This is a genomic window from Moraxella macacae 0408225 (assembly GCF_000320365.1).
Classification (GTDB): Bacteria; Pseudomonadota; Gammaproteobacteria; order Pseudomonadales; family Moraxellaceae; genus Faucicola; species Faucicola macacae.
This window is the reverse complement of the sequence record NZ_ANIN01000001.1, coordinates 410,864-435,895: the sequence shown is the minus strand read 5'-3', so window position 1 is coordinate 435,895 and position 25,032 is coordinate 410,864. Positions and strand designations below refer to the sequence as shown.

Annotated in this window: 24 protein-coding genes; 15 read left to right on the top strand and 9 right to left on the bottom strand. The window is 39.6% G+C overall.

The window, feature by feature from the left end:
• Positions 1-200 precede the first annotated feature (200 nt).
• Together MOMA_RS01940 and MOMA_RS10020 are read left to right on the top strand one after the other, a co-directional pair.
• A complete protein-coding gene (locus MOMA_RS01940) occupies positions 201-1,823 on the top strand; it encodes an OPT family oligopeptide transporter (protein WP_009766939.1) in 1,623 nt (540 codons plus the stop codon).
• Positions 1,813-2,298 (top strand): OPT/YSL family transporter, encoded by a 486-nt coding sequence (locus tag MOMA_RS10020; protein ID WP_264622208.1) that lies wholly within the window; start codon positions 1,813-1,815, stop codon positions 2,296-2,298. The genes MOMA_RS01940 and MOMA_RS10020 overlap by 11 nt, the downstream gene beginning before the upstream one ends.
• Positions 2,299-2,385: 87 nt before the next feature.
• On the opposite strand, the gene MOMA_RS01935 is transcribed toward MOMA_RS10020, so the two are convergent.
• Together MOMA_RS01935 and hisD are read right to left on the bottom strand one after the other, a co-directional pair.
• Complete coding sequence (locus MOMA_RS01935; RefSeq protein WP_009766937.1) at positions 2,386-3,948, bottom strand: TerC family protein; 1,563 nt, start codon at positions 3,946-3,948, stop codon at positions 2,386-2,388.
• Between the two features lie 141 nt (positions 3,949-4,089).
• Complete coding sequence (hisD, locus tag MOMA_RS01930; RefSeq protein ID WP_009766936.1) at positions 4,090-5,385, bottom strand: histidinol dehydrogenase; 1,296 nt, start codon at positions 5,383-5,385, stop codon at positions 4,090-4,092.
• Between the two features lie 255 nt (positions 5,386-5,640).
• On the opposite strand from hisD, the gene MOMA_RS01925 reads away from it, so the two are divergent.
• Both MOMA_RS01925 and nqrM read left to right on the top strand, forming a co-directional pair.
• Positions 5,641-6,513 (top strand): DMT family transporter, encoded by an 873-nt coding sequence (locus MOMA_RS01925; RefSeq protein ID WP_009766935.1) that lies wholly within the window; start codon positions 5,641-5,643, stop codon positions 6,511-6,513.
• Positions 6,514-6,651: 138 nt separating this feature from the next.
• A complete protein-coding gene (gene nqrM / locus MOMA_RS01920; RefSeq protein ID WP_009766934.1) occupies positions 6,652-6,897 on the top strand; it encodes a (Na+)-NQR maturation NqrM in 246 nt (81 codons plus the stop codon).
• Positions 6,898-6,916: 19 nt separating this feature from the next.
• Here the strand turns inward: nqrM and MOMA_RS01915 are convergent, their stop codons facing one another.
• Positions 6,917-8,755 carry an ABC transporter ATP-binding protein gene (locus tag MOMA_RS01915; protein ID WP_040624954.1) on the bottom strand — a complete coding sequence of 613 codons (1,839 nt, stop codon included), beginning with the start codon at positions 8,753-8,755 and terminating at the stop codon, positions 6,917-6,919.
• 481 nt (positions 8,756-9,236) lie between these two features.
• On the opposite strand from MOMA_RS01915, the gene rpsB reads away from it, so the two are divergent.
• Positions 9,237-9,986, top strand: a complete 750-nt coding sequence (rpsB, locus tag MOMA_RS01910; RefSeq protein ID WP_009766932.1) for a 30S ribosomal protein S2 — start codon at positions 9,237-9,239, stop codon at positions 9,984-9,986.
• Between the two features lie 75 nt (positions 9,987-10,061).
• Positions 10,062-10,937, top strand: a complete 876-nt coding sequence (gene tsf / locus MOMA_RS01905) for a translation elongation factor Ts (RefSeq protein WP_009766931.1) — start codon at positions 10,062-10,064, stop codon at positions 10,935-10,937.
• 175 nt (positions 10,938-11,112) lie between these two features.
• Here the strand turns inward: tsf and MOMA_RS09855 are convergent, their stop codons facing one another.
• From MOMA_RS09855 to MOMA_RS01895, 3 genes are all read right to left on the bottom strand, one after another.
• A complete protein-coding gene (locus tag MOMA_RS09855) occupies positions 11,113-11,268 on the bottom strand; it encodes a hypothetical protein (protein ID WP_161600309.1) in 156 nt (51 codons plus the stop codon).
• Between the two features lie 251 nt (positions 11,269-11,519).
• Positions 11,520-12,068: a protein disulfide oxidoreductase gene (locus MOMA_RS01900; protein WP_009766930.1), complete on the bottom strand. Its 549-nt coding sequence runs from the start codon at positions 12,066-12,068 to the stop codon at positions 11,520-11,522.
• A 100-nt stretch (positions 12,069-12,168) separates the two neighbouring features.
• Positions 12,169-13,758, bottom strand: coding sequence for an isocitrate lyase (locus tag MOMA_RS01895; RefSeq protein ID WP_009766929.1), 1,590 nt, complete (start codon positions 13,756-13,758; stop codon positions 12,169-12,171).
• Positions 13,759-14,052: 294 nt separating this feature from the next.
• Here MOMA_RS01895 and MOMA_RS01890 point away from each other — a divergent pair, with 294 nt between their 5' ends.
• The gene (locus MOMA_RS01890) at positions 14,053-15,090 is read left to right on the top strand and encodes a LysR family transcriptional regulator (RefSeq protein WP_009766928.1); all 1,038 of its coding nucleotides are present in this window, start codon (positions 14,053-14,055) and stop codon (positions 15,088-15,090) included.
• Between the two features lie 129 nt (positions 15,091-15,219).
• On the opposite strand, the gene nhaA is transcribed toward MOMA_RS01890, so the two are convergent.
• Positions 15,220-16,449 carry a Na+/H+ antiporter NhaA gene (nhaA, locus tag MOMA_RS01885; RefSeq protein ID WP_152411750.1) on the bottom strand — a complete coding sequence of 410 codons (1,230 nt, stop codon included), beginning with the start codon at positions 16,447-16,449 and terminating at the stop codon, positions 15,220-15,222.
• Positions 16,450-16,896: 447 nt separating this feature from the next.
• Between nhaA and rpmB the strand changes: the two genes are divergently transcribed.
• The gene (gene rpmB / locus MOMA_RS01880) at positions 16,897-17,133 is read left to right on the top strand and encodes a 50S ribosomal protein L28 (RefSeq protein ID WP_009766926.1); all 237 of its coding nucleotides are present in this window, start codon (positions 16,897-16,899) and stop codon (positions 17,131-17,133) included.
• Positions 17,134-17,186: 53 nt separating this feature from the next.
• A complete protein-coding gene (gene rpmG / locus MOMA_RS01875; protein WP_009766925.1) occupies positions 17,187-17,342 on the top strand; it encodes a 50S ribosomal protein L33 in 156 nt (51 codons plus the stop codon).
• A gap of 156 nt (positions 17,343-17,498) precedes the next feature.
• Here the strand turns inward: rpmG and MOMA_RS01870 are convergent, their stop codons facing one another.
• Positions 17,499-18,050 (bottom strand): hypothetical protein, encoded by a 552-nt coding sequence (locus MOMA_RS01870; protein WP_009766924.1) that lies wholly within the window; start codon positions 18,048-18,050, stop codon positions 17,499-17,501.
• Positions 18,051-18,280: 230 nt separating this feature from the next.
• Between MOMA_RS01870 and MOMA_RS01865 the strand changes: the two genes are divergently transcribed.
• Positions 18,281-18,700 (top strand): helix-turn-helix domain-containing protein, encoded by a 420-nt coding sequence (locus MOMA_RS01865; protein ID WP_083874827.1) that lies wholly within the window; start codon positions 18,281-18,283, stop codon positions 18,698-18,700.
• A gap of 32 nt (positions 18,701-18,732) precedes the next feature.
• Positions 18,733-19,911 (top strand): glycosyltransferase, encoded by a 1,179-nt coding sequence (locus tag MOMA_RS01860; protein WP_009766922.1) that lies wholly within the window; start codon positions 18,733-18,735, stop codon positions 19,909-19,911.
• Between the two features lie 11 nt (positions 19,912-19,922).
• On the opposite strand, the gene MOMA_RS01855 is transcribed toward MOMA_RS01860, so the two are convergent.
• Positions 19,923-21,344, bottom strand: a complete 1,422-nt coding sequence (locus tag MOMA_RS01855; protein WP_009766921.1) for a C13 family peptidase — start codon at positions 21,342-21,344, stop codon at positions 19,923-19,925.
• Between the two features lie 286 nt (positions 21,345-21,630).
• On the opposite strand from MOMA_RS01855, the gene MOMA_RS01850 reads away from it, so the two are divergent.
• From MOMA_RS01850 to rdgB, 4 genes are all read left to right on the top strand, one after another.
• Positions 21,631-21,945, top strand: a complete 315-nt coding sequence (locus MOMA_RS01850) for a Trp family transcriptional regulator (protein ID WP_009766920.1) — start codon at positions 21,631-21,633, stop codon at positions 21,943-21,945.
• A 155-nt stretch (positions 21,946-22,100) separates the two neighbouring features.
• Positions 22,101-23,492 carry an anthranilate synthase component I family protein gene (locus MOMA_RS01845; protein ID WP_009766919.1) on the top strand — a complete coding sequence of 464 codons (1,392 nt, stop codon included), beginning with the start codon at positions 22,101-22,103 and terminating at the stop codon, positions 23,490-23,492.
• A 21-nt stretch (positions 23,493-23,513) separates the two neighbouring features.
• Positions 23,514-24,149, top strand: coding sequence for an anthranilate synthase component II (locus MOMA_RS01840; protein ID WP_009766918.1), 636 nt, complete (start codon positions 23,514-23,516; stop codon positions 24,147-24,149).
• A 17-nt stretch (positions 24,150-24,166) separates the two neighbouring features.
• Entirely contained in the window at positions 24,167-24,817 is a 651-nt protein-coding gene (gene rdgB, locus MOMA_RS01835; RefSeq protein ID WP_009766917.1) for an RdgB/HAM1 family non-canonical purine NTP pyrophosphatase, read from the top strand.
• The last annotated feature ends 215 nt before the right edge of the window (positions 24,818-25,032 follow it).

Sequence of the window (25,032 nt, the reverse complement as noted above, 5' to 3'; positions counted from 1 at the left end):
TTTATAAAAGAAGCGACAAAGCAGTAAAAATTGCGTATAATTGATTATTTTGTTTAAGTTTTGCTTTAGGACTTGTATTTATAACCTTGCACGATGAAGTTTTTGTTGCAATTTTATGATAACAAATGTTTAATGGAATACGAATTTGTTTTTATTGCAAAAATGTTGTGAATACAAATTCTTATCTTGGAGAGATGTCTATGACAAAAATGACACAGTCCGATCCTTATGCCAATTATCGTGAGTTAACCTTGCGTGGCATGATTTTGGGGGCGTTAATCACGGTGGTATTTACCGCATCCAACGTGTATTTAGGATTAAAAGTGGGGTTGACTTTTGCATCGTCAATTCCTGCGGCGGTGATTTCTATGGCGATTTTAAAATTTGCCAAGGACAGTAATATTTTGGAAAATAACATGGTGCAGACTCAAGCATCTGCAGCAGGGACGTTGTCGTCGATTATTTTTATGTTGCCTGCACTGTTAATGGTGGGGTATTGGACGGGTTTTCCGTTTTGGCAAACCGCGTTTTTGTGTATCGGCGGTGGAATTTTGGGGGTGATTTTTACCATTCCACTGCGTTATGCGATGGTGGTGAACAGTGATTTGCCTTATCCTGAGGGTGTGGCGGCCGCTGAAATTTTAAAGGCAGGCGAGGGCATTGTAGAAGATGATGACAATGCAGCTGCCACTCACGCCAAACAAAACGCAGAGCAAAACGCAGAGCAAAATACAGGGCAAAATCAAAACACAGGGATTAAAGAGATCGGTATTGGGGCATTGTTTGCAGGATCGGTGAGTTTTTTGACCAATGCTTTAAAAGTATCAGCCGATGCAGCCAGTTATTGGTTTAAAATTGGCGGTGCGATTTTTCAGTTGCCAATTGGTTTTTCAGTTGCACTGCTTGGAGCGGGTTATTTGGTTGGTTTGGCAGGCGGTTTGGCAATTTTGCTTGGGATTGTTATTGCGTGGGGCATAGCTGTGCCTGTGCTTAGCAGTCAGATACCTCAGCCTGATGATGTGCAAATGATACCGTTTGCGATGCAACTTTGGAAAGAAAAAGTGCGTTTTATTGGTGCAGGGACGATTGGCATTGCAGCGATTTGGACTTTGATTACGTTATTAAAACCCATGCTTGAGGGGTTAAAACTGTCGGTGCGTGCATTAAAAGGCGGTAGCAATAACAACTTAAGCCGTGTTGAACAAGATTTATCACCAAAAGCTATGATCGGTTACATGATCGGTATGATGTTGATTTTGGCATTAACGTTTTATCAATTTGTGTCAGCCAGCAGTATTCCTAGCGGTATGGCGTGGCTTTTGGTGATTGTGTGTACGATTTTAACCTTTGGTATTGGTTTTTTGGTGGCGGCTGCTTGTGGTTATATGGCAGGGCTTGTGGGTTCGTCATCAAGTCCAATTTCAGGCATTGGCATTATTTCTATTGTGGTTATCTCGCTTGTCTTATTGATGATTGGCAATATAAACCCTGAATTGTTAACACAAGCAGATGGACAATTTATTACCGCATTGGCATTGTTTTGTGGTTCGGCGGTACTGTGTGTGGCTACAATCTCCAATGACAATTTGCAAGATCTAAAAACAGGCTATTTGGTAAAAGCTACGCCTTGGCGTCAACAAATTGCCTTGATTATCGGCTGTGTGGTCGGTGCGTTGGTGATAGCCCCTGTGTTGGATTTGTTGTACAATGCGTATGGGTTTACCGGTGCGATGCCGCGTGCGGGTATGGACGAAAGCCAAGCACTGGGTGCGCCACAAGCCACCTTGATGACGACGATTGCCAAAGGAATTTTTGGCCCATAATTTGCAGTGGAATTACATTCTGATTGGTGTGATGATTGGCGTGGTGTTGATTGTTGTGGATATCCTGCTGCGTAAAAATTCCAACGCACGTTACAGTTTGCCTGTGTTGGCAGTTGGTATGGGGATTTATTTGCCGCCTTCGGTAAATATGCCAATTTTTATCGGTACTGTGTTGGCATGGTGGATTAAATCTCACATTGCCAAACGCAGCAATGACAACAATCGCAAAATTAACCTAAAAAATGCCGAACGTTCAGGCACGCTATTTGCCGCAGGTCTGATTGTTGGTGAGAGCTTAATTGGGGTGATTTTGGCATTTATCATTGCAGGATCGGTAACAACGGGAGGTTCGGATTCACCGTTGGCATTGGGACTTGAAAATTGGGAAACGACGGCGGAGCTGATTGGTTTGGCGTTGTTTGTCAGTGCTGTGGTGATTTTTGCCAAACGAGTGTTAAGCAGTGTTAAAGGGTAACTTTAGCTTATTTGTCTGAATTGTCTGAAAAAAATTAAAAATCCCCGATGTAATGTTGGGGATTTTATTTTTTGGGATTTAAGTTTTTTAATCAACAAAAACTGGCTTTTCTACTTTTAGTTTTAAAATTCTTGATTGTGAGGTTTGTAAAATTGTGAATAACAACCCTTCAATCTCAAGCGTATTGCCAACTTCTGGCATATCGGCCAACTGTGAAATCAAATAACCTCCAATGGTAAACTGATCGGCATCTATCAATAAATCAGGATCATTTAACTCAAGGCGCAATTGGTGCAAACTGGCTGTACCCTCTACGAGCCAAGTGTTGTCAACTTTGATAATTTCTGGCGTTTCATCTTCGTCAGGAAATTCACCTGCAATTGCCTCAAGCACATCAAGAGGGGTTACAAGTCCGGCCACTTGACCGTATTCATCAATCACCATGGCTAAGTTGCCTTTGGCGTTTTTTAGCATATTTAATAACTTTAAGTTATCAATCGTTTCTGAAACAAACACGGGTTGTTGTTTTGCAAGCAGTGGTTTTATTGCTTTGTCCATATCGGCTTCGCCACTTTCTAGCAAGGCCAAAATGTCTTTGGCACGCACCACGCCCAACACTTTATCAATGCTATCACGACAAACAGGGAATAAACTGTGTGGCGTATCTAACAATTGTAAACGAATCTCATCGCGACTGGCATTGATATTAACCCACGAAATTTCCGATCGCGGTGTCATGATAGTCTGTACATCGCGGTCATTTAACGCCAATACTCCGCTAATCATGTAGCGTTCTTCTTGAGCAAAAGGTAGGCTGTCTAAGTCAAATTCTTGTTCGGGTGTTTGGGTTAGGGTGTTTTCTTGTTGGGTTTTTCCGCCCATTAATTTTAAAATGGCATCGGCTGTGCGATCGCGAATGGGAATTTGATTTTCGTATTTGGTGCGGTTGCGTTGAGCAAATTGGTTAAACATTTCAATCACAATGGAAAAACCAATTGCAGCATATAGATAACCTTTTGGAATATGAAAGCCCAAACCCTCGACGATCAAACTAAAACCTATCATCAATAAAAAACTTAAGCATAAAATCACCACAGTTGGGTGTTTGCCGACAAACGCAGTCAAAGATTTGGCCGCAATCACCATAACGCCCATAGCAATAATGACTGCCATCATCATAATTTCAAGGTGTTTTACCATGCCAACGGCGGTAATCACAGCGTCAAAAGAAAATACCGCATCTAAGATGACTATCTGAGCGACCACCGCCCAAAAACCTGCATAAACTTGGCTTTCGTTCGTGTTTTCAGGTTTGCCCTCCAGTTTTTCGTGTAGTTCGTGCGTGGCTTTAAACAACAAAAATAAGCCACCGATGATTAAAATAACATCGCGTACCGACAAAGCAAAACTGGCATAAGTAACAATCGGATCGGTTAACGTAATCAGCCATGACATCATAGAAAGTAATATCAAGCGCATAACCAAAGCCAAACCAAGCCCTAAGTTACGAGCCTTGGCACGCAGATTTGGTGGTAATTTGTTGGCTAAAATTGCAATAAAAACAAGGTTGTCAATGCCAAGCACAATTTCAAGGACGACAAGCGTAGCAAGTCCTAGCCACGCCGATGGATCGGTTAATAGTTCTATCATAAAAATGAATTGCTTACCAAAACGTAAATTAACTAAATACAATAACAAATCTTACAAAAAAAGCAATGCTTTTTTGTGGGGTTTTTGCTGATACGGTAAAATTTAGGTTGTTACTCATTTTCAAAAAACTTGTTTAGGTTGTTACATGGTGCGAAGCCTTGCTGACAGTGCGTGGGCTTGTAAGTTTTCTTCGGTTGCCAAAATGTCTGCGGTTTTGGCAAGCAATTGACTGCCCGTTTTGGTGCAATGAATGATTGACGATTTTTTGGTAAAATCATACACCCCAAGCGGTGAGCTAAAGCGTGCCGTGCCTGATGTTGGCAATACATGATTTGCCCCGGCACAATAATCACCAATCGCTTCAGGGGTAAACCGCCCCATAAAAATCGCCCCGGCATGACGAATGTCTTTTAGCATGTTGTCCGGATCGTCAACGGATAATTCTAAATGTTCTGGGGCAATTTGGTTAATCACAGCAATCGCCTCGCTTCGGTTTTTGACCAAAATCAACGCCCCACGACTGGCAAGGGCTTGTTTGGCAATCTCGGCTTTTGGCAAGGTTTGTAAGGCTTTGTTAATTTGCTCTTTAACTTGGTTTAATAAAGTTTCACTTGTGGTAACAAAAATCGCTTGAGCCACGCTGTCATGCTCCGCTTGCGACAACAAATCCATGGCAAGCCAATCGGCCCTGTCATTTTCCGCTCCTTCAGCATACACCAAAACTTCCGACGGCCCTGCTATCATGTCAATGCCCACTTGTCCAAACACCGCTCGTTTGGCAGCGGCGACGTATTTGTTGCCAGGCCCTGTGATTTTATCCACTTTTGGAATGGTTTGTGTGCCGTATGCCAACGCCGCCACCGCTTGAGCCCCGCCGATGGTAAATACGGTATCCACCCCTGCCAAAAAAGCCGCCGCCAATACCAACGGATTTAACACGCCGTTTGGGGCAGGCACGACCATAATAATCTCACCGACGCCGGCAACTTTGGCAGGAATGGCGTTCATCAAGACGCTTGATGGATAACTTGCCAAACCGCCCGGCACATAAATGCCAACTTTATCTAAGGGGGTGATTTTTTGTCCAAGTGTGTTGCCAAGTTCATCGGTAAAACTCCAACTGTCTTGGATTTGTTTTTGGTGAAAGGTTTTGATGCGATTGGCGGATAACTCTAGAGCTTGCTTGACATCGGCTGATAAATTGTCAAAAGCGTGTTTGAGTGCGGATTTGTCAATGCTTAATTCACCAAAAGTGCTGGCAGGGTGATTATCAAACTTTTGGGTAAGTGCTAAAACAGTATCATCACCGCCATGGCGAACTTTGGCAATAATGTCATCAACGGCGGCTAAAAGTTTTTGGTCATTTACCGTTTCAAAAGCGAGTAAATTGGTTAATTGTTGATTAAAATCGGCGTTTTGGCTGTTTAAAATTTGCATAGGCTTTCCTTGTTGGTACTTGTTTGTTGGTACTTGGTTGTTATCTTATGTGATATATGACATAATTAATGCCTTGTTTGTCAGGCTTTTTGCTTGACGGTTAATGATTGATTTTAACACAACTAAGTTTACTTGGTTTACTTGTTTTGTCAAATATCGGTGTGATTGATATTTTTGATAAGTGATTTTATTGGACGAAATCGTTTTATTTTTAATAAACTTTTTTAAAAAAACTAAAAAATAGGCAGAGAAAAAATGTGGTATATGATTTTGGCATTATTAATTTGGGCAAGTTCATTTACCGCGGGCAAATACGCTTATACCGCCTTTGATCCTGTGCTAACAGTGCAGTTTCGGCTGTTGATTGCAGGTTGTATTGCACTGCCAGTTTTTGTCAAGCATTATCGCCAAATTGACAAGGCTTTATCCAAAAAACTGTGGCTGCTGGCTTTGTTAAATTTTCCAATTGCACTCATGTTACAATTTGTTGGCTTAAAATACACATCGGCATCCAGTGCGGTAACGATTGTGGGAGCAGAGCCGTTGTTTGTTATGTTAATTGGGGCGTTATTTTTTGGGCAAAAAAACCATTGGTATGATTGGGTATTGGGTGGATTGGCATTTTTTGGCATTGTGTTGTTGGTTACAGGTGGCAGCTTAGATGGCACGGTGAGTGTGTTTGGCTCGTTGTTGCTGATTTTGGCAGGGCTTGCGTTTGTGTTTTCTATGTTTTGGGGCAAAGATGTTATGCAACAAATAGATGCTAAGATTTATACTGCGATGATTTTGGTGCTTGGAGCTTTGGTTTGTATACCGTTTAGTTTGGTTTTTACCGAAAGTTGGGCGGTTTTTTTACAGCCTGTTAATCCGCTTGCATTTGGTGCGGTGCTGTATTTGGGCGTGGCGTGTAGTTGGCTTGCGTATTGGTTGTTTAATAAAGGCTTACAATCTACACCCACCAAAATGTCAGCGATGCTCATTGTGCTTGAACCTGTGTTTGGCGTGTTGTTTGCTATGTTGATTTTGGGCGAAAAACTACAATGGCTAAGTGCGATCGGTGTGGTTATGGTAATTGGATCGACGATTGGCAGTGCAATTTTGCATAATAAACAAACCAAACCAGTCTAATTTTTTGCACAAACGATTTGCAAACTGGTAAATTTGATGTTAAATTGACAACTTATCTTATCAAATAAACGAAGTAATATATTGTAATAGATTATATATTGTAATAGATAAACGAAAATTAACACATTGAGAGCGATTATGTTAAACCAATTTTTACCCATGTTTTTTATCACATTTTCGGTATTTGCCTTGTTTTTTTTGTGTTTGGGTGTTGGTTATTTGGTCAAAAAACAACCGCTAAAAGGATCGTGTGGTGGCGTGGCAAATCTGATGGGCGATGAATTTTGTCAATTTTGTGGCAACGATCCAAATAAATGCGACCAAATGAGCAATGAAAAAGACGCCATCGGTGAAAAAGCCAAAACATTGGCAAAAGCGGTTTAATGGTTTGATGTTGATTCAATCACTCATCTTCACCTAAAAAACCGCCACTTTGTCTTGCCCATAGCCGTGCGTATACGCCTTGTAATTGCAACAATTCATCATGACTGCCCATCTCAACGATTCGCCCTTTATCCATAACAATAAGCCTGTCCATAGATGCAATGGTAGACAAACGGTGGGCAATGGCAATGACGGTTTTGCCAGCCATCATGTCATTTAGGCTTGTGGTGATGGCGTGTTCTATTTCGCTGTCTAAGGCACTTGTGGCTTCATCAAGCAACAAAATCGGTGCGTTTTTTAGCATAACACGTGCAATAGCAATGCGTTGACGCTGACCGCCAGAAAGTTTTACACCGCGTTCGCCCACTTGTGTGTCAAGTCCAGTTTGTCCTTTTGCATCGGATAGATTTGCCACAAATTCATCGGCGTGGGCTTTTTTTACCGCTTGCCAAATTTCATCATCTGTGGCATCGGGCTTGCCATAAGCGATATTGTTACGCACACTGCGGTGCAACAGGCTTGTGTCCTGGGTAACCATACCAATGTGTTGACGCAGCGATTCTTGAGTAACGTGGGCTATGTTTTGATTGTCAATTAAAATTTTGCCAGCATTGATATCATAAAAGCGTAACAATAAATTCACCAGTGTGGATTTGCCCGCTCCAGATCGACCAACCAAGCCGATTTTTTCACCAGATTTTATATGTAGGTTAAAATTATCCAATAATTTTTGCGTGGATTTATCATAACAAAAATCAACATTGTGAAAGACGATATCTCCGTGTTTGACTATGAGTTGTGTTGCATTGGGCTTGTCTACCACACTGTGTGGTTTTGACAAAGTTTTCATGCCATCTTGTACTGTGCCAATATTTTCAAACAGCCCTGCCGTTTGCCACATAACCCAGTGAGTTAAGCCATTTAAGCGTAATGCCATAGCGGTGGCAGCTGCAATTACCCCCACAGTCAAATCATGATACGCCCACAGATACACAGCCAAAACCGCCGTACTACCAACAAGCAACACGTTAATGGTATGGTTGATAAATTCAAGTTTACTCACCCAGTGCATTTGATCATGTACCGTATCCATAAATTGCCCCATCGCATCTTTGGCGTACTGCAATTCACGGCGAGAATGACTAAACAGCTTGACCGTCATAATATTAGAATACGCATCGGTAACACGTCCTGTCATCAAAGCACGGGCATCAGCTTGACGACTGGCAGATGCTTTTAGTTTTGGAATAAAATAGCCAATCGTGGCAACAAAACACACAAGCCATATGACAAACGGTAATAACAACCAACTATCAAGGCTCGCTAAAATCACGCCACTACTGACAAAATAGACAATAACATACACAAACATATCCGCAATTGTCATAATCGTATCACGCACCGCAAGCGCAGTTTGCATAACTTTTGCAGATACACGCCCTGAAAATTCATCTTGGTAAAATTGCATAGACTGTCCAAGCATTTGCCTGTGAAACCGCCATCGCATTTGCATGGGAAATACGCCTTGAATGGTCTGAAAATGAATGAGTGAACTTAATCCAACAACAAAAGGACTGATCGCAATCACACTTATCATCATTATCAACTGATCACCTTTTTTGGCAAACAATTGTTCGGGCGTATAAGATCCAAGCCAGTCTACAATATTGCCAATCCACGCAAACAGCATAGCCTCATACATACCAATAAGAGCGGTTAACAACATGAGTGTAAAAATCCAACCACGAAGCCCTTTGGTACACGCCCATAAAAATTTTAAAAAATTATCGGTTGGCAGTTTATAATCATCATCAGGATAAGGGTTTAAGCGGGTTTCAAAAAAACGAAAAATTGACATGGTGTGCTTTTTAAAATCTAATTTATAAAAGAATAGCTGGCTTATTAAAGAATAAGTGGTTAAAAATAACATGGATAGAAATTACCCATGATTGGTTTTTATTAATTGCCAATTAAAACAAATTTATGTTATAATAACTGTTTGTTTTTGTAAAAATTTTGCAAAAATAAAAATTAACTTCAATTGGGCATATTTTGATCCAGCTTTAGTTTGATCTTGGTTTTAAGTTTGATCTTAGCTTTAGGCGGTAAAAATATGTCAAGACACACACAAGGCCACTGTTTATTTGATTTTTTAAATGATTTGATTGTTTAAAATATTGTTTAAAACATTGAAAAACAAGACTTAAACTGGGTGTTTGTTTATTTTGTCAAACTTAACTTTTTAAAAAATTTAACTTATAAAAACTTAACGTTTGTCAAGACAAATCGGTTTAATAGGCGATGTGGAGGCACAACCCAACTTTTTTAAGGAACACATTATGTCAAATGCAACTCAAGTTTCAATGCGCGATCTACTAGAAGCAGGTGCGCATTTTGGTCACCAAACGCGTTTTTGGAATCCAAAAATGGGCAAATACATTTTTGGTGCACGCAACAAAATCCATATCATTAACTTAGAGCATACGGTAACAGCATTGAACGAAGCCTTGGCTTATGCCAATCGTGAAGCATCGCGTGGCAACAAAATTTTATTTGTTGGTACAAAACGCGCTGCCAGTCAAGTGATCAGCGAACAAGCGATCCGTGCAGGCATGCCTTACGTTGATCATCGTTGGTTGGGCGGTATGTTGACCAACTGGAAAACCATTCGCCAATCAATTACCCGCTTAAAAGAATACGAGCGTCAAGCAGAAGACGGCACTTTTGCAAAATTAACCAAGCGCGAAGCATTAGAGCGTACTCGCGAAATGGAAAAACTTGAGCGTGCCTTAGGCGGTATCAAAAATATGAACGGTCTGCCAGATGCAATTTTTGTTGTTGGTGTTGACCATGAAGCAATTGCCATTCAAGAAGCGAAAAACCTAGGCATTCCTGTGATTGGCGTGGTTGATACCAATGCAAGCCCAGACGATGTAGATTATGTTATCCCTGCCAACGATGATGCAATCCGTGCAATTACATTGTATGTTACCGCAATGGCAGATGCGATTTTGGCAGGCAAAGAATACGCCAAAACCCAAGCTGGCGGTAAAACTGAAGCCACAGAAACAGCAGAAACAGCACAATAATTTGCATTGTAAATAATAATTTACATTATAAATTAAGTTAGCAGATTAAGTTAAACATATTATTAAGGTAATTTTATGTCAGAAATTAAAGCAACCCTAGTAAAAGAATTGCGCGATCGAACCGGCCTTGGCATGATGGAATGTAAAAAAGCCCTACAAGAAGCCAATGGTGATATCGAGCTTGCAATTGATAACTTGCGCAAATCAGGTCAAGCAAAAGCCGCCAAAAAAGCAGGCAACATTGCAGCTGATGGTGCAATTACCATTGTACAAGATGGCAACAAAGCCTTGTTATTGGAAGTGAATTGTCAAACTGATTTTGTGGCAAAAGATACAAATTTTGCTACATTTGCCAATAAAGTTGCAGAACTTGCCCTTGCCAACAATACCACTGATGTTGCAACCATTTCAACATTGGCATATGAAGACGGTCAAAACGTTGAAGAAGCTCGTGTTGCCTTGGTGCAAAAAATCGGTGAGAATATCCAAATTCGCCGTGCTGAATTGATTGAAGGTGAAAACTTGGCAACTTATCGCCATGGTGTTCGTATTGGTGTGGTGGTTTCTTATCAAGGTGGCAACGAGGCAACTGGTAAATCGGTTGCGATGCAAGTGGCCGCGTTTAATCCAATTGCGGTTGATGAAGCAAATATGCCTGCAGATGTATTGGCTCGCGAAACTGACATCATTACAGCAAAAGCCAAAGAGTCGGGCAAGCCTGACAATTTGGTAGAAAAAATGATTTCAGGTGGCGTGCAAAAATATCTAAACGAAGTTACCTTGGTAAATCAACCGTATGTGATTGACAACGAGAAAAAAGTTGGTGATGTGCTTAAATCAGAGGGCATGACAGTTGTTGCTTACAAACGCTTAGAAGTGGGTGAAGGCATCGAGAAAAAACAAGAAAACTTTGCAGAAGAAGTGGCTGCTGCTCAAGCTGCTGCAAAATAATTGTTTTAACCCTATGCGCGAAATTCTCCATCTAAAATCTTTGATTTAGGTGGAGATGAACCCTATGCGCGAAATTCTCCATCTAAAATCTTTGATTTAGGTGGAGATGAAAGCTCAAATATTTTGTTGACGCATAGCAAAAGTTTGCTACAATGATACAAATTCTACGTCGCTACTAAGCATAAAAACTTGTCCGCGAAAACCAAGCTATGAGTTTTGCAATAAAAATTAGCGGCGAAACCAATACGCCAACAGGCGTTAGCTGATGTGGCAGGGCTTGTCGCTGTGTAAAGAGTTCCCCTGTGCCAATACTGTTCAGCGACAGTGGCATGGCGAGAGGTAGCGGTTTGGTGTGAAAACTAAATTGCTATGGGTCGCAAGGATTCCCCCACCATAACCTTTAGGTTTGGTGGTGGGAGTGGGTCAAAATGTGTTAACGAACGCGTTAATTAACATTAAAATAAAAAACGTCCAACGCTTGAATTTGGACGTTTTTTATTGTTGACAATTTTGTGTTGTTTAAATTTTGTGCTGAACAATTGTTGTATTGCAGGCTATAGACGTGATTGGAATAAATACCGATTAGAAACTGGCAATTTTTAGGCGTAAATTTAACAACCAACCAGGCTGAATGCCTGTAAAACTTTGCACCGCTTTGCCATTTTTTAAAATCACATAAGAGGGCGTAACTTGTCCTTGCCATTGGCGAAAAATATTGCCACTGTCATCGTTTACTGTGATAAAATCCAGATCTTTTTTGTGCATGTATTGTAAGATGTCTTGGTTTTCTCCTGAACTAACCGCAACGCCGATAACTGGATAGTTATGGTTGTTGGCAATTTTTTGAACACTGGGCGAGGTGCGTCGACACACACTGCACCATGTTCCCCAAAAATAAATGAGCACAGGTTTTTGTGTGCTTAGGCGATTGACATCAATGCTATGTCCTTGAACGCTGTGAAATTGTAACGTGGGAGCGGAAGGCATGACAGGTTGTCGCCACCAATTCACAAGGCTATAAATTACCACAAATATCACCAAATAACTGATAAAACTTTTGGCAAATTGGGTGAATTTGCTGTAGTTTGGTTTATTTTTACTAAATTTGGTGTCAGGTGATGAAGTTGACATGATTGATTTTTCCTAAAAGACAAAAAAATACCTTGCATAATAGCAAAGTATTTTTTGTTTGCAAATGTTTTTACAATCAAATGCTTTTATAATCCAAACATTAATGACCAAATTGGTTGGAGGTATTTTTTGCACCGCCTGCTTTAAGGGCATTGTCTCCGGAGAATATTTCTTTATGATCATCACCTATGTCAGATCCTGCCATTGCTTGGTGTTTCACTGCGGCCACGCCTTCGCGTAATTCCTTGCGCTGTACTTCTTCTACATAAGCCAACATACCCTTGTCGCCAAAATAACCTTTTGCCAACTGATGCGTGCTTAATGCTGCTGTATGGAAGGTTGGCAAGGTAATTAGGTGGTGAAATACGCATGCTTCACGCGAGGCATCTGCTTGGAATGTGCGAGCCAACGCATCGGCAGCTTCATTTAATTCTGAATTGTCGTAGTCGGCTGACATTAGGTTGTTTTTGTCATAAGCAGATACGTCTTTGCCCTCTTGTTCCCATTTGGCAATGACTTGTTTACGGAAGTTTAGTGTCCAGTTAAATGATGGGCTGTTGTTGTAAACCAGTTTTGCATTTGGCACTTGTTCAATAATGCGATCGGTCATGGATTTAATATGAGCGACATCTGGGGTTGGGGTTTCAATCCATAATAGATCGGCACCATTTTGTAATGAAGTAACGCAGTCTAATACCACGCGGTCAATGTTTGTGCCTTCGCGGAATGAGTACAAGCCGTTTGGCATGCGCACTGGACGTACAAGTTTGCCATCACGTTTTAGCAATACATCGTTTTCTTGGGCATTTTCAATGCTAACTTCCTCAACATCTAAGAAATCTAAGTATTTTGATGCCAAATCACCGGGTTCACGCGATACAGGCAATTTTTGGGTTAAAGAAGCACCCTCTGAGTCAGTGCGTGCCACGATAACGCCATCATCTACTCCTAATTCTAAAAATGCATAACGAATGGCGTTAATTTTTGCGATAAAATCTTCATGTGGCACGGTTACTTTGCCATCTTGGTGGCCACATTGTTTGGCATCGGATACTTGATTTTCAACTTGAATGGCACACGCACCTGCTTTAATCATTTCTTTGGTTAAAAGGTAAGTGGCTTCTTCGTTGCCAAAACCTGCATCAATATCAGCAATGATTGGCACGATATGGGTTTCAAAGTTGTTGATTTTGTCTAAAATAGCCTTGGTGTCTTGACCTGATTCTTTGGCGGTTTCTAATTCGCGGAAGTAGTCGTTTAACACTTTTTCATCGGCTTGGCGTAAAAATGTGTAAATTTCTTCAATTAATTTTGGTACGGCGGTTTTTTCGTGCATGGATTGATCAGGCAAGGGACCAAATTCTGAACGCAACGCAGCGACCATCCAACCTGAAAGATAAATATATTTACGCTCTGTTGTACCGAAATATTTTTTTACCGCATACATGGTTTGTTGGCCAATAAAACCATGCCATGCACCAAGCGATTGTGTGTATTTTGTTTTATCCTCATCGTAAGTGGCCATATCACGACGCATGACACCAGCTGTGTATTTGGCAATGTCCAGACCAGTTTTGAATGTGTTTTGTACAATCAAGCGAGCGGCGTCATTTTCACTGATATTTTGCCAATTGCCATGTTTTTCTTTTAATGCTTTGATGTGATCGATTGCTGAAACATACGTTGTCATAATTTACTCCTAAGTGGTTAAAATGAATAGCCGATAAAACTTGAAAGCCTGTCCTTGAAATTTTTTGCAAAAAAAATGCAAGATTTTTCGCCGTGATAGCCAATATTTTGTTAAAATTAACTTTGATAAAATTAACTTTTTAAAACCATCAAAAACTATCACGATTTTAAAACGATTGTGTTAACAAGTTATGAACACTATAACCCAATTGGCATAATTTAGCTAATTTATGATTATTATTTTTGGTATTTTTTAAAAAAATAATGAAAGAACTGTGCAAATAGCGGAAAAGTTATGAATTTACAACGTGTTGATTTAAATTTATTGGTGCATTTAGATGTGCTGCTTCGTGAAAAAAATGTAACGCGCGCTTCTGAGCAACTTGGTATCACACAACCTGCGATGAGCAATATTTTACGGCGGTTAAGAAAATTGTTTAACGATCCTTTATTAATCCGTTCGTCTGAAGGCATGACACCAACTGAACGTGCGATGGAATTACAACCTCGCATTCGTGAACTTTTGTCGGATATTGGCTTGTTGCTTGAACCGCGTACCGAATTTCGTCCTTATACGTCGAGTCGGATTTTTCGGATTATGACCTCAGATTATGCCGAAGCGACGCTTGTGCCACGTCTTGTAAAAGCATTGCGTGCCGAAGCCCCCAACGTGATTTTGGATTTTTTAACGCCGTCCGATGTGTCGTATCGAGATATGGAGCAAGGCAAGGTGGATTTGGCAATCAATCGTTTTAACGAAATTCCGCAAAGTTTTCATCAAGTGTTGGTGTGGCGTGATACGTTTAGCTGTTTGTTGTCAGCGGACAGTCCGTATGTGCATAGGTTTAATTTAAAAAACTATTTGTCAGCCCAGCATATTTGGGTGTCAAAAACAGGCATGGGTGTGGGTTTTGGCGTTAATCCTGAAAAATCAGGCGGCCTTGGATCCATTGATCAAGCCTTGCACCGGTTGGGGCAAAAACGCCAAATCAGCGTGTTTACGCGTCATTATCAGATGCCTGCGATGCTCACAGCAAATAAAGATTTGATTGCAACATTGCCAACGCGAGTGGCTAGAATGCAAGCAACCAATGACAGCATAGTGATAAAAGAGCCGCCGTTTTTTATCCCTGAATTTGAATTGACGATGGCGTGGTCGCCACTGCTACAACATCACCCTGCACATCGTTGGTTGCGTCAGTTGATTTTGCATGTGGCAAGACAAGTGATTGCTGAAGAAGAAACCATTGCACCTATGCAAGATACGCTACAAGACGGCTCGATGTACACACAAGCGTCTAATTTGGTAGAAATTGATCCCGATAGGCAATGATGTGATTTTGACAGATAAGATGAATAAAAAATAACACAAAAAAGCAATTGGTTAAACTGCTTTTTTTGTTGATAAAATTTATTGATTGATAAAATTTATTTTTTGGTAAAATTTATTTTTTGGTAAAATTTACGGAATGTAAGTGTGATCTTCTGATGCCTCAAAGGTATTGTTTTTAACTTTTGGCAATACTTTATTTAAATACACATAACCTAAAATTCCTGCAATGAAGGATCCAAGCACAATACCTAATCGTTCATCAAATATTTTGTCAATGCCAGCAAATGCCAAACCGCCAATAAACAAACTCATGGTAAAGCCAATGCCACATAACATGGCAACACCCAAAACCTGATGCCAATCTACATTTTTAGGCAGTTTTGCAAAACCAAACTTAACCCCAAACCAACTAAACAACATCACGCCAATTGGTTTACCAAACACAAGTCCCAGTGCAATTCCAAGCGGTACACTGTGGGTTAATTGTGATGCAAGCCCACCGCTACCAAAGTGAATTCCTGCATTGGCAAAGGCAAAAATTGGCAATACCACAAAACTTACCGTTTCGTGTAAATCATGTTCTAATGTTTCTAAAGGCGAATGATCTGGATTTTTATCATTGACCAATGGAATAAACATCGCACCGATAACGCCAGCCAAGGTTGCATGAATGCCTGATTTTAGCATAGCCACCCACAATATTACCCCAACCAAGGCATACGCCGTTATGCGTGTAACATTCATACGATTCATCACATATAGCACAAGCATGGTGATCGCAACCATGCCTAACGCCGTCCAAGATAACCCATGCGAATAAAACAGTGCAATAACCAAAATTGCCCCAATGTCATCAAAAATTGCAATAGAAGCCAAAAATACCTTTAATGCAAGTGGCACGCGTTTGCCAAGCAAGGTAAGTACTCCCAGTGCAAACGCAATATCCGTTGCTGATGGTATCGCCCAGCCTTTTAACAAATCAGGATTTTGATAATTAAACAGTGCATAAATCAGTGCAGGCACAAGCATACCGCCCACCGCACCCAGTGCAGGCAAGATGATTTTTTTGACATCAGACAGCTCGCCAATCAACACTTCACGCTTTAATTCAAGTCCAACCAAAAAGAAAAAAATCACCATCAAGCCGTCATTGATCCAATGTACTGCACTATGGGCGATCTCAAAACTCCCCACTTGTACCACAATTGGTAAATGCAATAAATGTTGATACCAATCCGCCAAAGCCGAATTTGCAACAATCATCGCAAGTATAGCCGATACCGCCAACACAATGCCGCCTGCCATATCCAAGGCAAAAAAATTACGGATTTTTTCTCTTAAATGCATGAACGCTGTCATCAGTCACCACCAAATTCAATGATAATGGTAAAAATTAGCAAAATATGATTAATAAAGAAAAAATAATTGCATATTTTGGTTATATTTGAAAAATAAAATCATATTATCACAAATTATTACGATAATCTAGCGTTTTTCAATCAAAAAAACTAAAATTTGCCTTAGGTATTTTAGCGATATTTTAGCCAATTTTGCCCATAATTTGAAAGTTTTTCTTTGCTTTTTTGATAAAAATATGGTATAAATAGCCCCTTTAAATTTACCCGTATTTTTTATTAAAAAAACTTATCAACAGTAATTTTTATATAAAAAATATAAATGAATAAACCTTGATAAACCCTTCAATAAAATCCGCTTAACTTTTTTGTTAAAACGCTTAAACAGGCTTGTTTATCAATCCGATTTTAGGCATGAGTAACACTCATGCACACCGATAAGGAGTACACCATGTCTCAAGTATGTCAAGTGACTGGAAAACGCCCATTGGTAGGTAATAATGTTTCTCACGCAAACAACAAAACCCGCCGTCGTTTTCTGCCAAATCTACACAACCATCGCTTTTGGGTAGAAAGCGAAAACCGTTTTGTTCGCCTGCGCTTATCTTCAAAGGGTATGCGTATTGTTGATAAACTGGGCATTGACCAAGTTTTGGCGGATATGCGTGCTCGTGGCGAAAAAATCTAATTTTTGCCAATTTTTAACATTTTGGAATAATAGCACATTGTGGAGCAATAGCGATGAGAGATAAAATCAAACTGGTATCATCAGCAGGTACGGGTTATTTTTATACCACGACCAAAAACAAACGTACGATGCCAAATAAAATGGAAATCAAAAAGTTTGACCCTGTGGTGCGTCAACACGTTGTTTTTAAAGAAGCAAAAATTAAATAATTTTTTTATTTGATAGTCGCTCAAAAAAATAGCTGGCATCTAAAAAGGTGCTGGCTTTTGGCATAGATTTTAAACGTATAAAAACCCAGTATCAATAGATATTAGGTTTTTAGATATTGGTTTTATAGATAAATCATCACAAATTATTTACACAAATTATTTACATAATCCGCGTTTTTGAGCTTCTGCAATCTTATTCAATCTCTTCACTTTGCTCAATCCTTTTAACCAACCAATTCCAGGAATAAAGTCTGTCAAATCAAACAAATTACAATCAACTTTTTTTGCTAAATCTGTTTGAATTTTCTTTTGTTTCTGTTGTTGGTCGCGTTCAGCTTGTGCTTTTGCTTGTGCTTTTGCCTCTTTTTCTTTACGATTGGCAATTTCTATTTGTTTAAGTTGTTCAAGATATTGAGCATATTCTAAAATATCTTTAACAGCAGTAGAACCATGAGTAGACAATTCCTTTCTTGTTGTGATATAGCTATTGGGTACATGCTTATTGATTAAACGGCGGTTTTCATCAGATAAACTTGCGTATGCTCTATCAAATTCAGCATCTTTTGATATTTGTGAATATGATGTTTGTGAATGGGGTGTTGAATAGCTATATGATTTATCAGGGTATCTTTTTGGGAGATGGACTGTTGAACAGCCCGTAAGTATGGTTATACAAACAGTGTATACAACTAGTGAAACTTTGCTCATAATCATAATATCCTTATGGAAGTGATAAATTAAGTACTGTGGTAAAAAATAGTACGTTTTAGTTCGTGGTGGCTTGTCGAACCATAGCGGAAACCGACGCTTTGGCAGGCTTAGCACAATGGTTTGTACTAAAAAATAAACTCTTGTGCTATAGTTATGATAAAATAATATTAAACCGATGTTAATCTGAAATTTTGATGTAAATAATAGGAAAATATTGGAAGTTTATCATGAAAATTGGGAAAATTCTTAAAAGGTTACGAGAAATGTCAGGCAAAACACAAGATGAAATGGCAGAGGTGATGCATATGTCTAAGAGTGGTTACACCCATATTGAACATGATAAAGGTTATCCAAGTTTGGATAAAATTGAACAAATTGCGAAAGTCTTTAATATGAGTACGATTGAATTTTTAGATTTTTGTGAAAATGGTGCAACTTTTTTTCTTTCAGGTGATCAAGTTGAAAATCAAAATTCAACGTACAATTATTATGTTATGGGAAAAAATGGGCATGAATTATTACTTGCAGAAATGGAAAAACAACGGCTAGAAATTCAGTATAAAGATGAATTATTAAAAGAAAAAGATAAGCAAATTAAGTTATTAGAAAAATTGGTTGGTAGTTTGGCAGATATTGAAGAGAAATAAAAATTTATTGAAGAGAAATAAAAATTGTAATTATGAAAATCATGCGTTTGTTGTCATCGCTGCATCATGATGAAGATGAAAGAGGTATTTTTCAGCTTAATCGCAGTTTGATTAAAAACGGTCATAAGTCAGTGGTTGTTGCCAGTACGCCTGCAGAACATGAGTTGGCAGGGCGTTTGGTGCGTGATGGCGGTCAATACATTCCGCTTGCGATGGAAAAGCACACTTGGTCATCGTTGTGGTCGGTTGTGCCCTTGGCCAGACTGATTTATCGGCATCGCCCTGATATTGTGCATGTGCATTCACGCACGTCCGCGTGGGTATTAAAGTGGGCGTTACAACTTGTGCCAATGGCCTATCGTCCAATTACGCTTGCGACCATTTATGGTTATTATCCGACGACGGCGTATAATAAAGCAATTTTTGATGCCGATCATCTGATTAGCGTGTCAAATAGTGTAACACAGTACATTCAACAACATCACCCTGAATATGATGATAGTATGATTACGCGCATTTATCGGGGCGTGGACAATCAAAAATTCATCTATCGTCATCAACCTTCGGTGTATTGGTTGCGCCGGATTTTTGCTGAATATCCTGAACTGGAGCATAAAAAATGGGTGCTATTTCCCAGTACGCTTGGTGATGGTAAAGGGCAGTCATGGTTGTTTGACATTGTTGGCAATTTAAAAGAAATTTTACCCGACATTCATGTGGTTGTTATGGACGACAGTCAGCGTGAGGGCATTCATATGGAGCATTTTTTGCAGCGCAGTCGAGCGTTGGGGCTTAGCGGTTATTTTACCTTTATCGGACAGCGTCATAACGACAGCCGCGAGTGGTTGTCAGCATCCAATGTGGTATTGGGATTGGCAAGTCAGCCTGAAAGCATTGGTATTAATGTGTTAAAAGCCATTCACCTTGGCACGCCTGTGGTGGCATGGAATACAGGGATTTATAGCGAATTGTTAAGTGAGTTATACCCACAAGGTTTGATAAAAGAAATCACCGCCAATGCTTTGTGTAAAGTGGTAAAAATACAATTAAAAAACGTCTCACGGCCACAAATAACCAATGAATTTACCCAAAAACACATGGTGCAACAAATCGTTGCACTGTATCAAGAACTGGTTCAAATTCCAAAAACTTACAAATCCGAAGATCATTTTAACAAGGTGGCAAAAAAACAACTGTGTCGTGTGGATTAGCTTAACATAAGTTAGTTTAACAAGGCATTTTCATCGGTTTTGATGGGGTTGTTTTGGTTTAAAGGCTTTAGATTTTTTTCAAATTCAGGCAACATTTTTTGCATAGCACTGCCAATGACAAATTGTGGTTTAGAGGGTGCAAAGCCCATGAGTTTTTCGCGTTTGGCAATGGTTACAATTGCATTATCAAAAGCAGGCTTAAAGCGTTTAAATTTTGGCAAACTTTCGGCAAAAAATGCTTGTCCAAAATAAGTGTATTGGGCTTCATTGGTGCAGCCAAATGAGTCTTTGTCTTTATCAGATGCGGTAATAATCAGCGTGGTTGGTGATTGTAAATCTTCAATAAACGATCCTGAATAACACGCAGAAATCACAATAACACGCCATTTTATGCCTGATTTATCAAGGGTTTGGCGCAGCCATTTGGCATCCACTTCTTCCAAATCCAGCGGTGGGTTGGACATTTCTAAAAGTTTATCACCGCCGTGGGAGGTGATGTTTAAAAACAACACATCTTCGGTAATGTTCATTTTTTTGGCAAAGGCTTGTAAGGCGGTATCAATACTGGTTTTACTGGCAATGGGCAATACTTGCCACGTCATTGCATTGTTTACCAAATTTAAAGAACGTCCTGCCATGCCAAATTGATTGTTTAAAAATTCAGTGGTTAACTCAATTTCCGAACGAAACACATCTTGTTCACCGTGTCCTGCCACGCCTAAAAAATACCAGTCTCGCACTGTGGGGCGTTCACTTAGTATTTCGCCTAAACTATCCTGTAACAAATGCTGTTGAGCATAAAAAGCATCTTCGTTAATGGTTGGTTGATAAAGATCGGCTTGAAAAATTGGTTGACTGGTTACGTTTTGTTGCCAAGCGGTGAACACCACAAATGCTCCAAGCAAAATAAACCCTCGCTCAAGCCACGACCAACGCAGCTGTTTGCCAAAAATCCAAAGCAGTGCAAGCCCTTGCCAAACAAACAGCACGGTAAATAAAATTGGCAACACCGCATACGACCATTCGGGTAACCAACCATAATGCGACACCCATTGCACCGCACTTTGTAATAAGGCCATTACCGTATCAGCAACCAACCACAAAATTGCAGGCACAAAAACAAGCATCGCATTGCTATGTCTTTTGGCAAGCACCAAACCTGCAAAAACCATCACTGTTGGCCAAACCAAATAACTAATCAAGCCTTGTTGATTAAAATGCGTACTTTCACCGCTGGCAAGCCACGAAAACAATAAATTGCTTGCCAAAGCCGTCAGTGCAAAAAAACCAAACTGCCAAATGGTTGGCTTGACCCAATAAAACGCTTTTTTTGAACCAACGAGCATGTATGCCATCGCACGCAAATTGGCGAGCAAATTTTGGGAAAAATATTGCAATGGGCGTAAATCAAGCTGACTAAAAGGCGTTGGCATAGCGGTATGGGAGAATTGTTAAAAAATCAAAACAGATTATACCTGTTTTGGCATAAACATAAAACCTTGGTTGATAAATATGTCTATTTTTTGTTAAGTTTGCAAGCATTTATCCAAAAATTTGGCTAAACGCTGTTAATGTTTAAATTCTGTGTTTAAACTCTGTCAAAAAGATATCTTTTTGTTATTTTAACAAATTTTCGTGGTTTTTTGCTAAAATTAATTTACAAAATTTTTTCTCACTCTCACTCATTTTTTAAACCGTAACGATTAAACAAGGAAAATCATGAGCTTATCTACCAATTATCCTGTTTATCAGGCTTTTATGACCCTGCTTGCCAATGAATCAGATGCTGTGTTTTTAGCCAAACTTTTTGATGCGATGTTAACCGACAAGGAGCAAGCTGAAATTGCCAAACGCTTGCAGATTTTTGCTTTGTTGCAACAAGGCTTGCCACAGCGTGAGATTGCGGAGCGGTTGTGCGTTGGTATTGCGACCGTTTCGCGAGGGGCAAAAGCGTATCAAGTCAATCAAGTGGCAAATTTATTGCCAAATTTACAGGCGGTTTTGGCCAATCATCTGCCAAAAACTTCTGGTTAAGCCTTGCTTTGTCTAAATCTTGCTTTGTTTAAACCTTGATGCAAAACCGAAAACCGTAAAACTTGCAAACTTGGTAAAAATCTTTTACAATAGTATCATTATACTAGAACACTGAAACAAAAACACCGAAACAAATTTTTAAAAAGATGGTTTTTATGGATACTACAACTGCACCGATGTTTGACATTCCAAGCAAGCCTACGCTGGTTAAAATTGCTCAAGATATTGATTTTTTTGAGCTTTTTAAACGCATTGAATGTAAATACGACACTTGTTTTTTGTTTGAATCTTTGGGCGAGGAAAGTCATATTGCACGTCATCACATCATAGGTTTTGATCCTGATGCGATTGTTTTTGCCAAAGATCGCAATACATTAAGCATTGAAAAACAAGGCAAAACGACCGAGTACGCTTGCAACAACCCTTATCATTTATTGCAAAAAATCACACCGCAACACATCATAGCACGCAATTATACAGGCGGACTGGTTGGATTTATGGGTTTTGATAGCGTGAATTTTTTTGAGTCGAGCTTACATGTTAAAGCAAGTGAGCATTTTGAGCCGTTTAAATTTGGTTTATATTTGGACGGTTTAAGCCTTGATAAAATGACAGGCGAGATTTTTTATTTTTATTACAATACCAATCGTATGGATAAAATTATTGATCTGCTAAACAATGTCTCAACTTGTAACAACTCAACTTGCAACCCAAAAGTAAACTATCTTGGTGATGGCATGACAAAAGATGAACATGCCAAAACTGTCGCGAAAGTGAAGCAAGACATTAAGGCGGGCTTGATTTTTCAATGTGAGGTGGGTTTTCAGTCGCATTATACGATTGTGGGTGATAAAATGCCAATTTATGAAAAACTGCGCACGGTTAACCCATCACCGCATATGTATTTTATGAAATTTGGCCAACAAAAAATCATCGGTGCATCGCCTGAACTGTTATTTCGTCTGCGTAATGGCGAGATGGAAACCTATCCGCTTGCAGGTACAACCAAGCGTGGTTGTGATGCTGTTCATGACAGACAACTGGCAAGAGGGCTTTTAAACGACCCTAAAGAGATCGCCGAGCATAACATGCTTGTGGATTTACACCGTAACGATATTGGACGAGTGGCACAATTTGGCACGGTAAAAGTGCGTAGTCTTATGGATATTAAACGCTTTTCTCACGTTCAGCATATTTCTAGCGAGATTGTTGGAATTTTGCACCCCAATCATGATATGTTTAGTGCATTGGCAAGCAATTTTCCAGCCGGAACCTTGTCAGGTGCTCCTAAGATTGAGGCGTTAAAAATTATTAGCGAACTTGAACCTGTTGGACGTGGCGTGTATGGTGGGGCGGTGGGGCAGTTTTCGTTTAATGGTGATTGTACTTTTGCCATTCCGATTAGAAGTTTGTTTGTCAATGGTGATACGGCGTATACTCAGACTTGTGGTGGCAATGTGTTTGACAGCAATGCTGATGATGAATACCAAGAGATTGTACGAAAATTATCGGCGATGAAAGTGGTATTGAGTAATTTTATGGATTAAAAAACTTTATGGATTAAAAAAATGAACGTGCTTATTATTGACAACTATGACAGTTTTACCTTTAATCTATACCAATACATTGGTGAAATTTTAGTATCACTAAATACACCATTTAGTGTAACGGTTAAACGCAACAATGAAATTAGCCTTGATGAAATCAAAAATATGAATCCTAAGCGTATTGTTATTTCGCCAGGACCTGGTTCTCCTGATGATGTGAATTATTTTGGAATTTGTGGGCAAGTTATCACTGAAATTGGCAAAACCACGCCGTTGCTTGGTGTGTGTTTGGGTATGCAGGGAATTGCACATTTTTTTGGTGGCAAAGTGGTGCAAGCAAATACGCCCATGCACGGCAAAACCTCGCCGATTGTGCATAATGGCAAGGGCGTGTATCACGGTTTGCCACAGGGCATTGATGTCATGCGTTATCATTCGCTGATGGTGGCCTACGACGATTTGCCTAATTGTCTAGAAATCACCAGTGTAACAGGATCGGACGCTAACACAGATTTACAAAAACTTGCCAAAAACGGTGCACAAATTATGGGTATTCGTCATAAAACCTACCCAATCCAAGGTGTGCAATATCACCCTGAGTCCTTTGCAACCGAAGGAGCAAAAACCCAATTAACAAATTTTTTATTGCAAAAATAAAAAAAAGAGAATCGCTTATGTTAGATTGTAACCAAATTGTATTAGCCAGCAACAATCAAGGCAAACTTGCTGAATTTCAACAGTTATTTGATAATGAAAACTTAAATATTAACATTATTCCACAAGGAAAACTTAATATTGATGATGCGATTGAGAATGGTTTAAGTTTTGTTGAAAACGCACTCATCAAAGCACGTCATGCCAGTAAAATCAGTAACCTGCCTGCGATAGCAGATGATTCTGGGCTGTGTGTACCAATTTTAGAGGGCAAGCCCGGCATTTATTCTGCACGTTTTGCCAAAGATGATCCGACATTTGCGACCAAATTTTTGCAAAATAAAGACAAAGCCAACAATCAAAAACTACTAAACGATTTGCAAAAGTTTAGACCAAAATTGCAAGATACGCCAATTATTGGACAGTTTGTTTGTGTGTTGGTATTGGTGCGTCATGCGTTTGATCCTTTGCCAGTGATTGCTCAAGGCGTTTGGCAAGGTGAGATTTTATCGGCCGAAATTGGTGAAAGTGGTTTTGGTTACGATCCGTTGTTTTGGTTGCCAAATTTGCAAAAATCATCTGCACAACTCACCAAAACCGAAAAAAATCAAATCAGCCACCGCGGACAAGCCTTACAAAACTTATTAGCCCAATTAAAAAGCACACATTGAAAAATACAGACTGGTAAAACAGATGGGTAGAAATTGGCATAAAATACAAGACCGCAAAGTTTTAAAACTTAGAATTTGTCGATCGAGGGCAATTAATTTTTTACTTTATGTCAATTTTACTTTATAATAGATAACTTTCGGTTTGTTTTATTCAAAGCCAACAGATTTTTTGCTTGTCAATTGTTGATAAGTTATTGATAATTCATCGGTTTATC

Bases quoted from the DNA above. Each gene is read 5' to 3' on its own strand.
- nhaA (WP_152411750.1), bottom strand. From the start codon at position 16,449: ATGACAGCGTTCATGCATTTAAGAGAAAAAATCCGTAATTTTTTTGCC.
- hisD (WP_009766936.1), bottom strand. From the start codon at position 5,385: ATGCAAATTTTAAACAGCCAAAACGCCGATTTTAATCAACAATTAACC.
- MOMA_RS01940 (WP_009766939.1), top strand. From the start codon at position 201: ATGACAAAAATGACACAGTCCGATCCTTATGCCAATTATCGTGAGTTA.
- rpmB (WP_009766926.1), top strand. From the start codon at position 16,897: ATGTCTCAAGTATGTCAAGTGACTGGAAAACGCCCATTGGTAGGTAAT.
- MOMA_RS01935 (WP_009766937.1), bottom strand. From the start codon at position 3,948: ATGATAGAACTATTAACCGATCCATCGGCGTGGCTAGGACTTGCTACG.
- rpmG (WP_009766925.1), top strand. From the start codon at position 17,187: ATGAGAGATAAAATCAAACTGGTATCATCAGCAGGTACGGGTTATTTT.
- MOMA_RS09855 (WP_161600309.1), bottom strand. From the start codon at position 11,268: ATGCCACTGTCGCTGAACAGTATTGGCACAGGGGAACTCTTTACACAG.
- MOMA_RS01840 (WP_009766918.1), top strand. From the start codon at position 23,514: ATGAACGTGCTTATTATTGACAACTATGACAGTTTTACCTTTAATCTA.
- MOMA_RS01915 (WP_040624954.1), bottom strand. From the start codon at position 8,755: ATGTCAATTTTTCGTTTTTTTGAAACCCGCTTAAACCCTTATCCTGAT.
- MOMA_RS01855 (WP_009766921.1), bottom strand. From the start codon at position 21,344: ATGCCAACGCCTTTTAGTCAGCTTGATTTACGCCCATTGCAATATTTT.
- nqrM (WP_009766934.1), top strand. From the start codon at position 6,652: ATGTTAAACCAATTTTTACCCATGTTTTTTATCACATTTTCGGTATTT.
- MOMA_RS01865 (WP_083874827.1), top strand. From the start codon at position 18,281: ATGAAAATTGGGAAAATTCTTAAAAGGTTACGAGAAATGTCAGGCAAA.
- MOMA_RS01900 (WP_009766930.1), bottom strand. From the start codon at position 12,068: ATGTCAACTTCATCACCTGACACCAAATTTAGTAAAAATAAACCAAAC.
- MOMA_RS01870 (WP_009766924.1), bottom strand. From the start codon at position 18,050: ATGAGCAAAGTTTCACTAGTTGTATACACTGTTTGTATAACCATACTT.
- rdgB (WP_009766917.1), top strand. From the start codon at position 24,167: ATGTTAGATTGTAACCAAATTGTATTAGCCAGCAACAATCAAGGCAAA.
- MOMA_RS01895 (WP_009766929.1), bottom strand. From the start codon at position 13,758: ATGACAACGTATGTTTCAGCAATCGATCACATCAAAGCATTAAAAGAA.
- MOMA_RS01925 (WP_009766935.1), top strand. From the start codon at position 5,641: ATGTGGTATATGATTTTGGCATTATTAATTTGGGCAAGTTCATTTACC.
- MOMA_RS01860 (WP_009766922.1), top strand. From the start codon at position 18,733: ATGAAAATCATGCGTTTGTTGTCATCGCTGCATCATGATGAAGATGAA.
- MOMA_RS01850 (WP_009766920.1), top strand. From the start codon at position 21,631: ATGAGCTTATCTACCAATTATCCTGTTTATCAGGCTTTTATGACCCTG.
- rpsB (WP_009766932.1), top strand. From the start codon at position 9,237: ATGTCAAATGCAACTCAAGTTTCAATGCGCGATCTACTAGAAGCAGGT.
- MOMA_RS01845 (WP_009766919.1), top strand. From the start codon at position 22,101: ATGGATACTACAACTGCACCGATGTTTGACATTCCAAGCAAGCCTACG.
- tsf (WP_009766931.1), top strand. From the start codon at position 10,062: ATGTCAGAAATTAAAGCAACCCTAGTAAAAGAATTGCGCGATCGAACC.
- MOMA_RS01890 (WP_009766928.1), top strand. From the start codon at position 14,053: ATGAATTTACAACGTGTTGATTTAAATTTATTGGTGCATTTAGATGTG.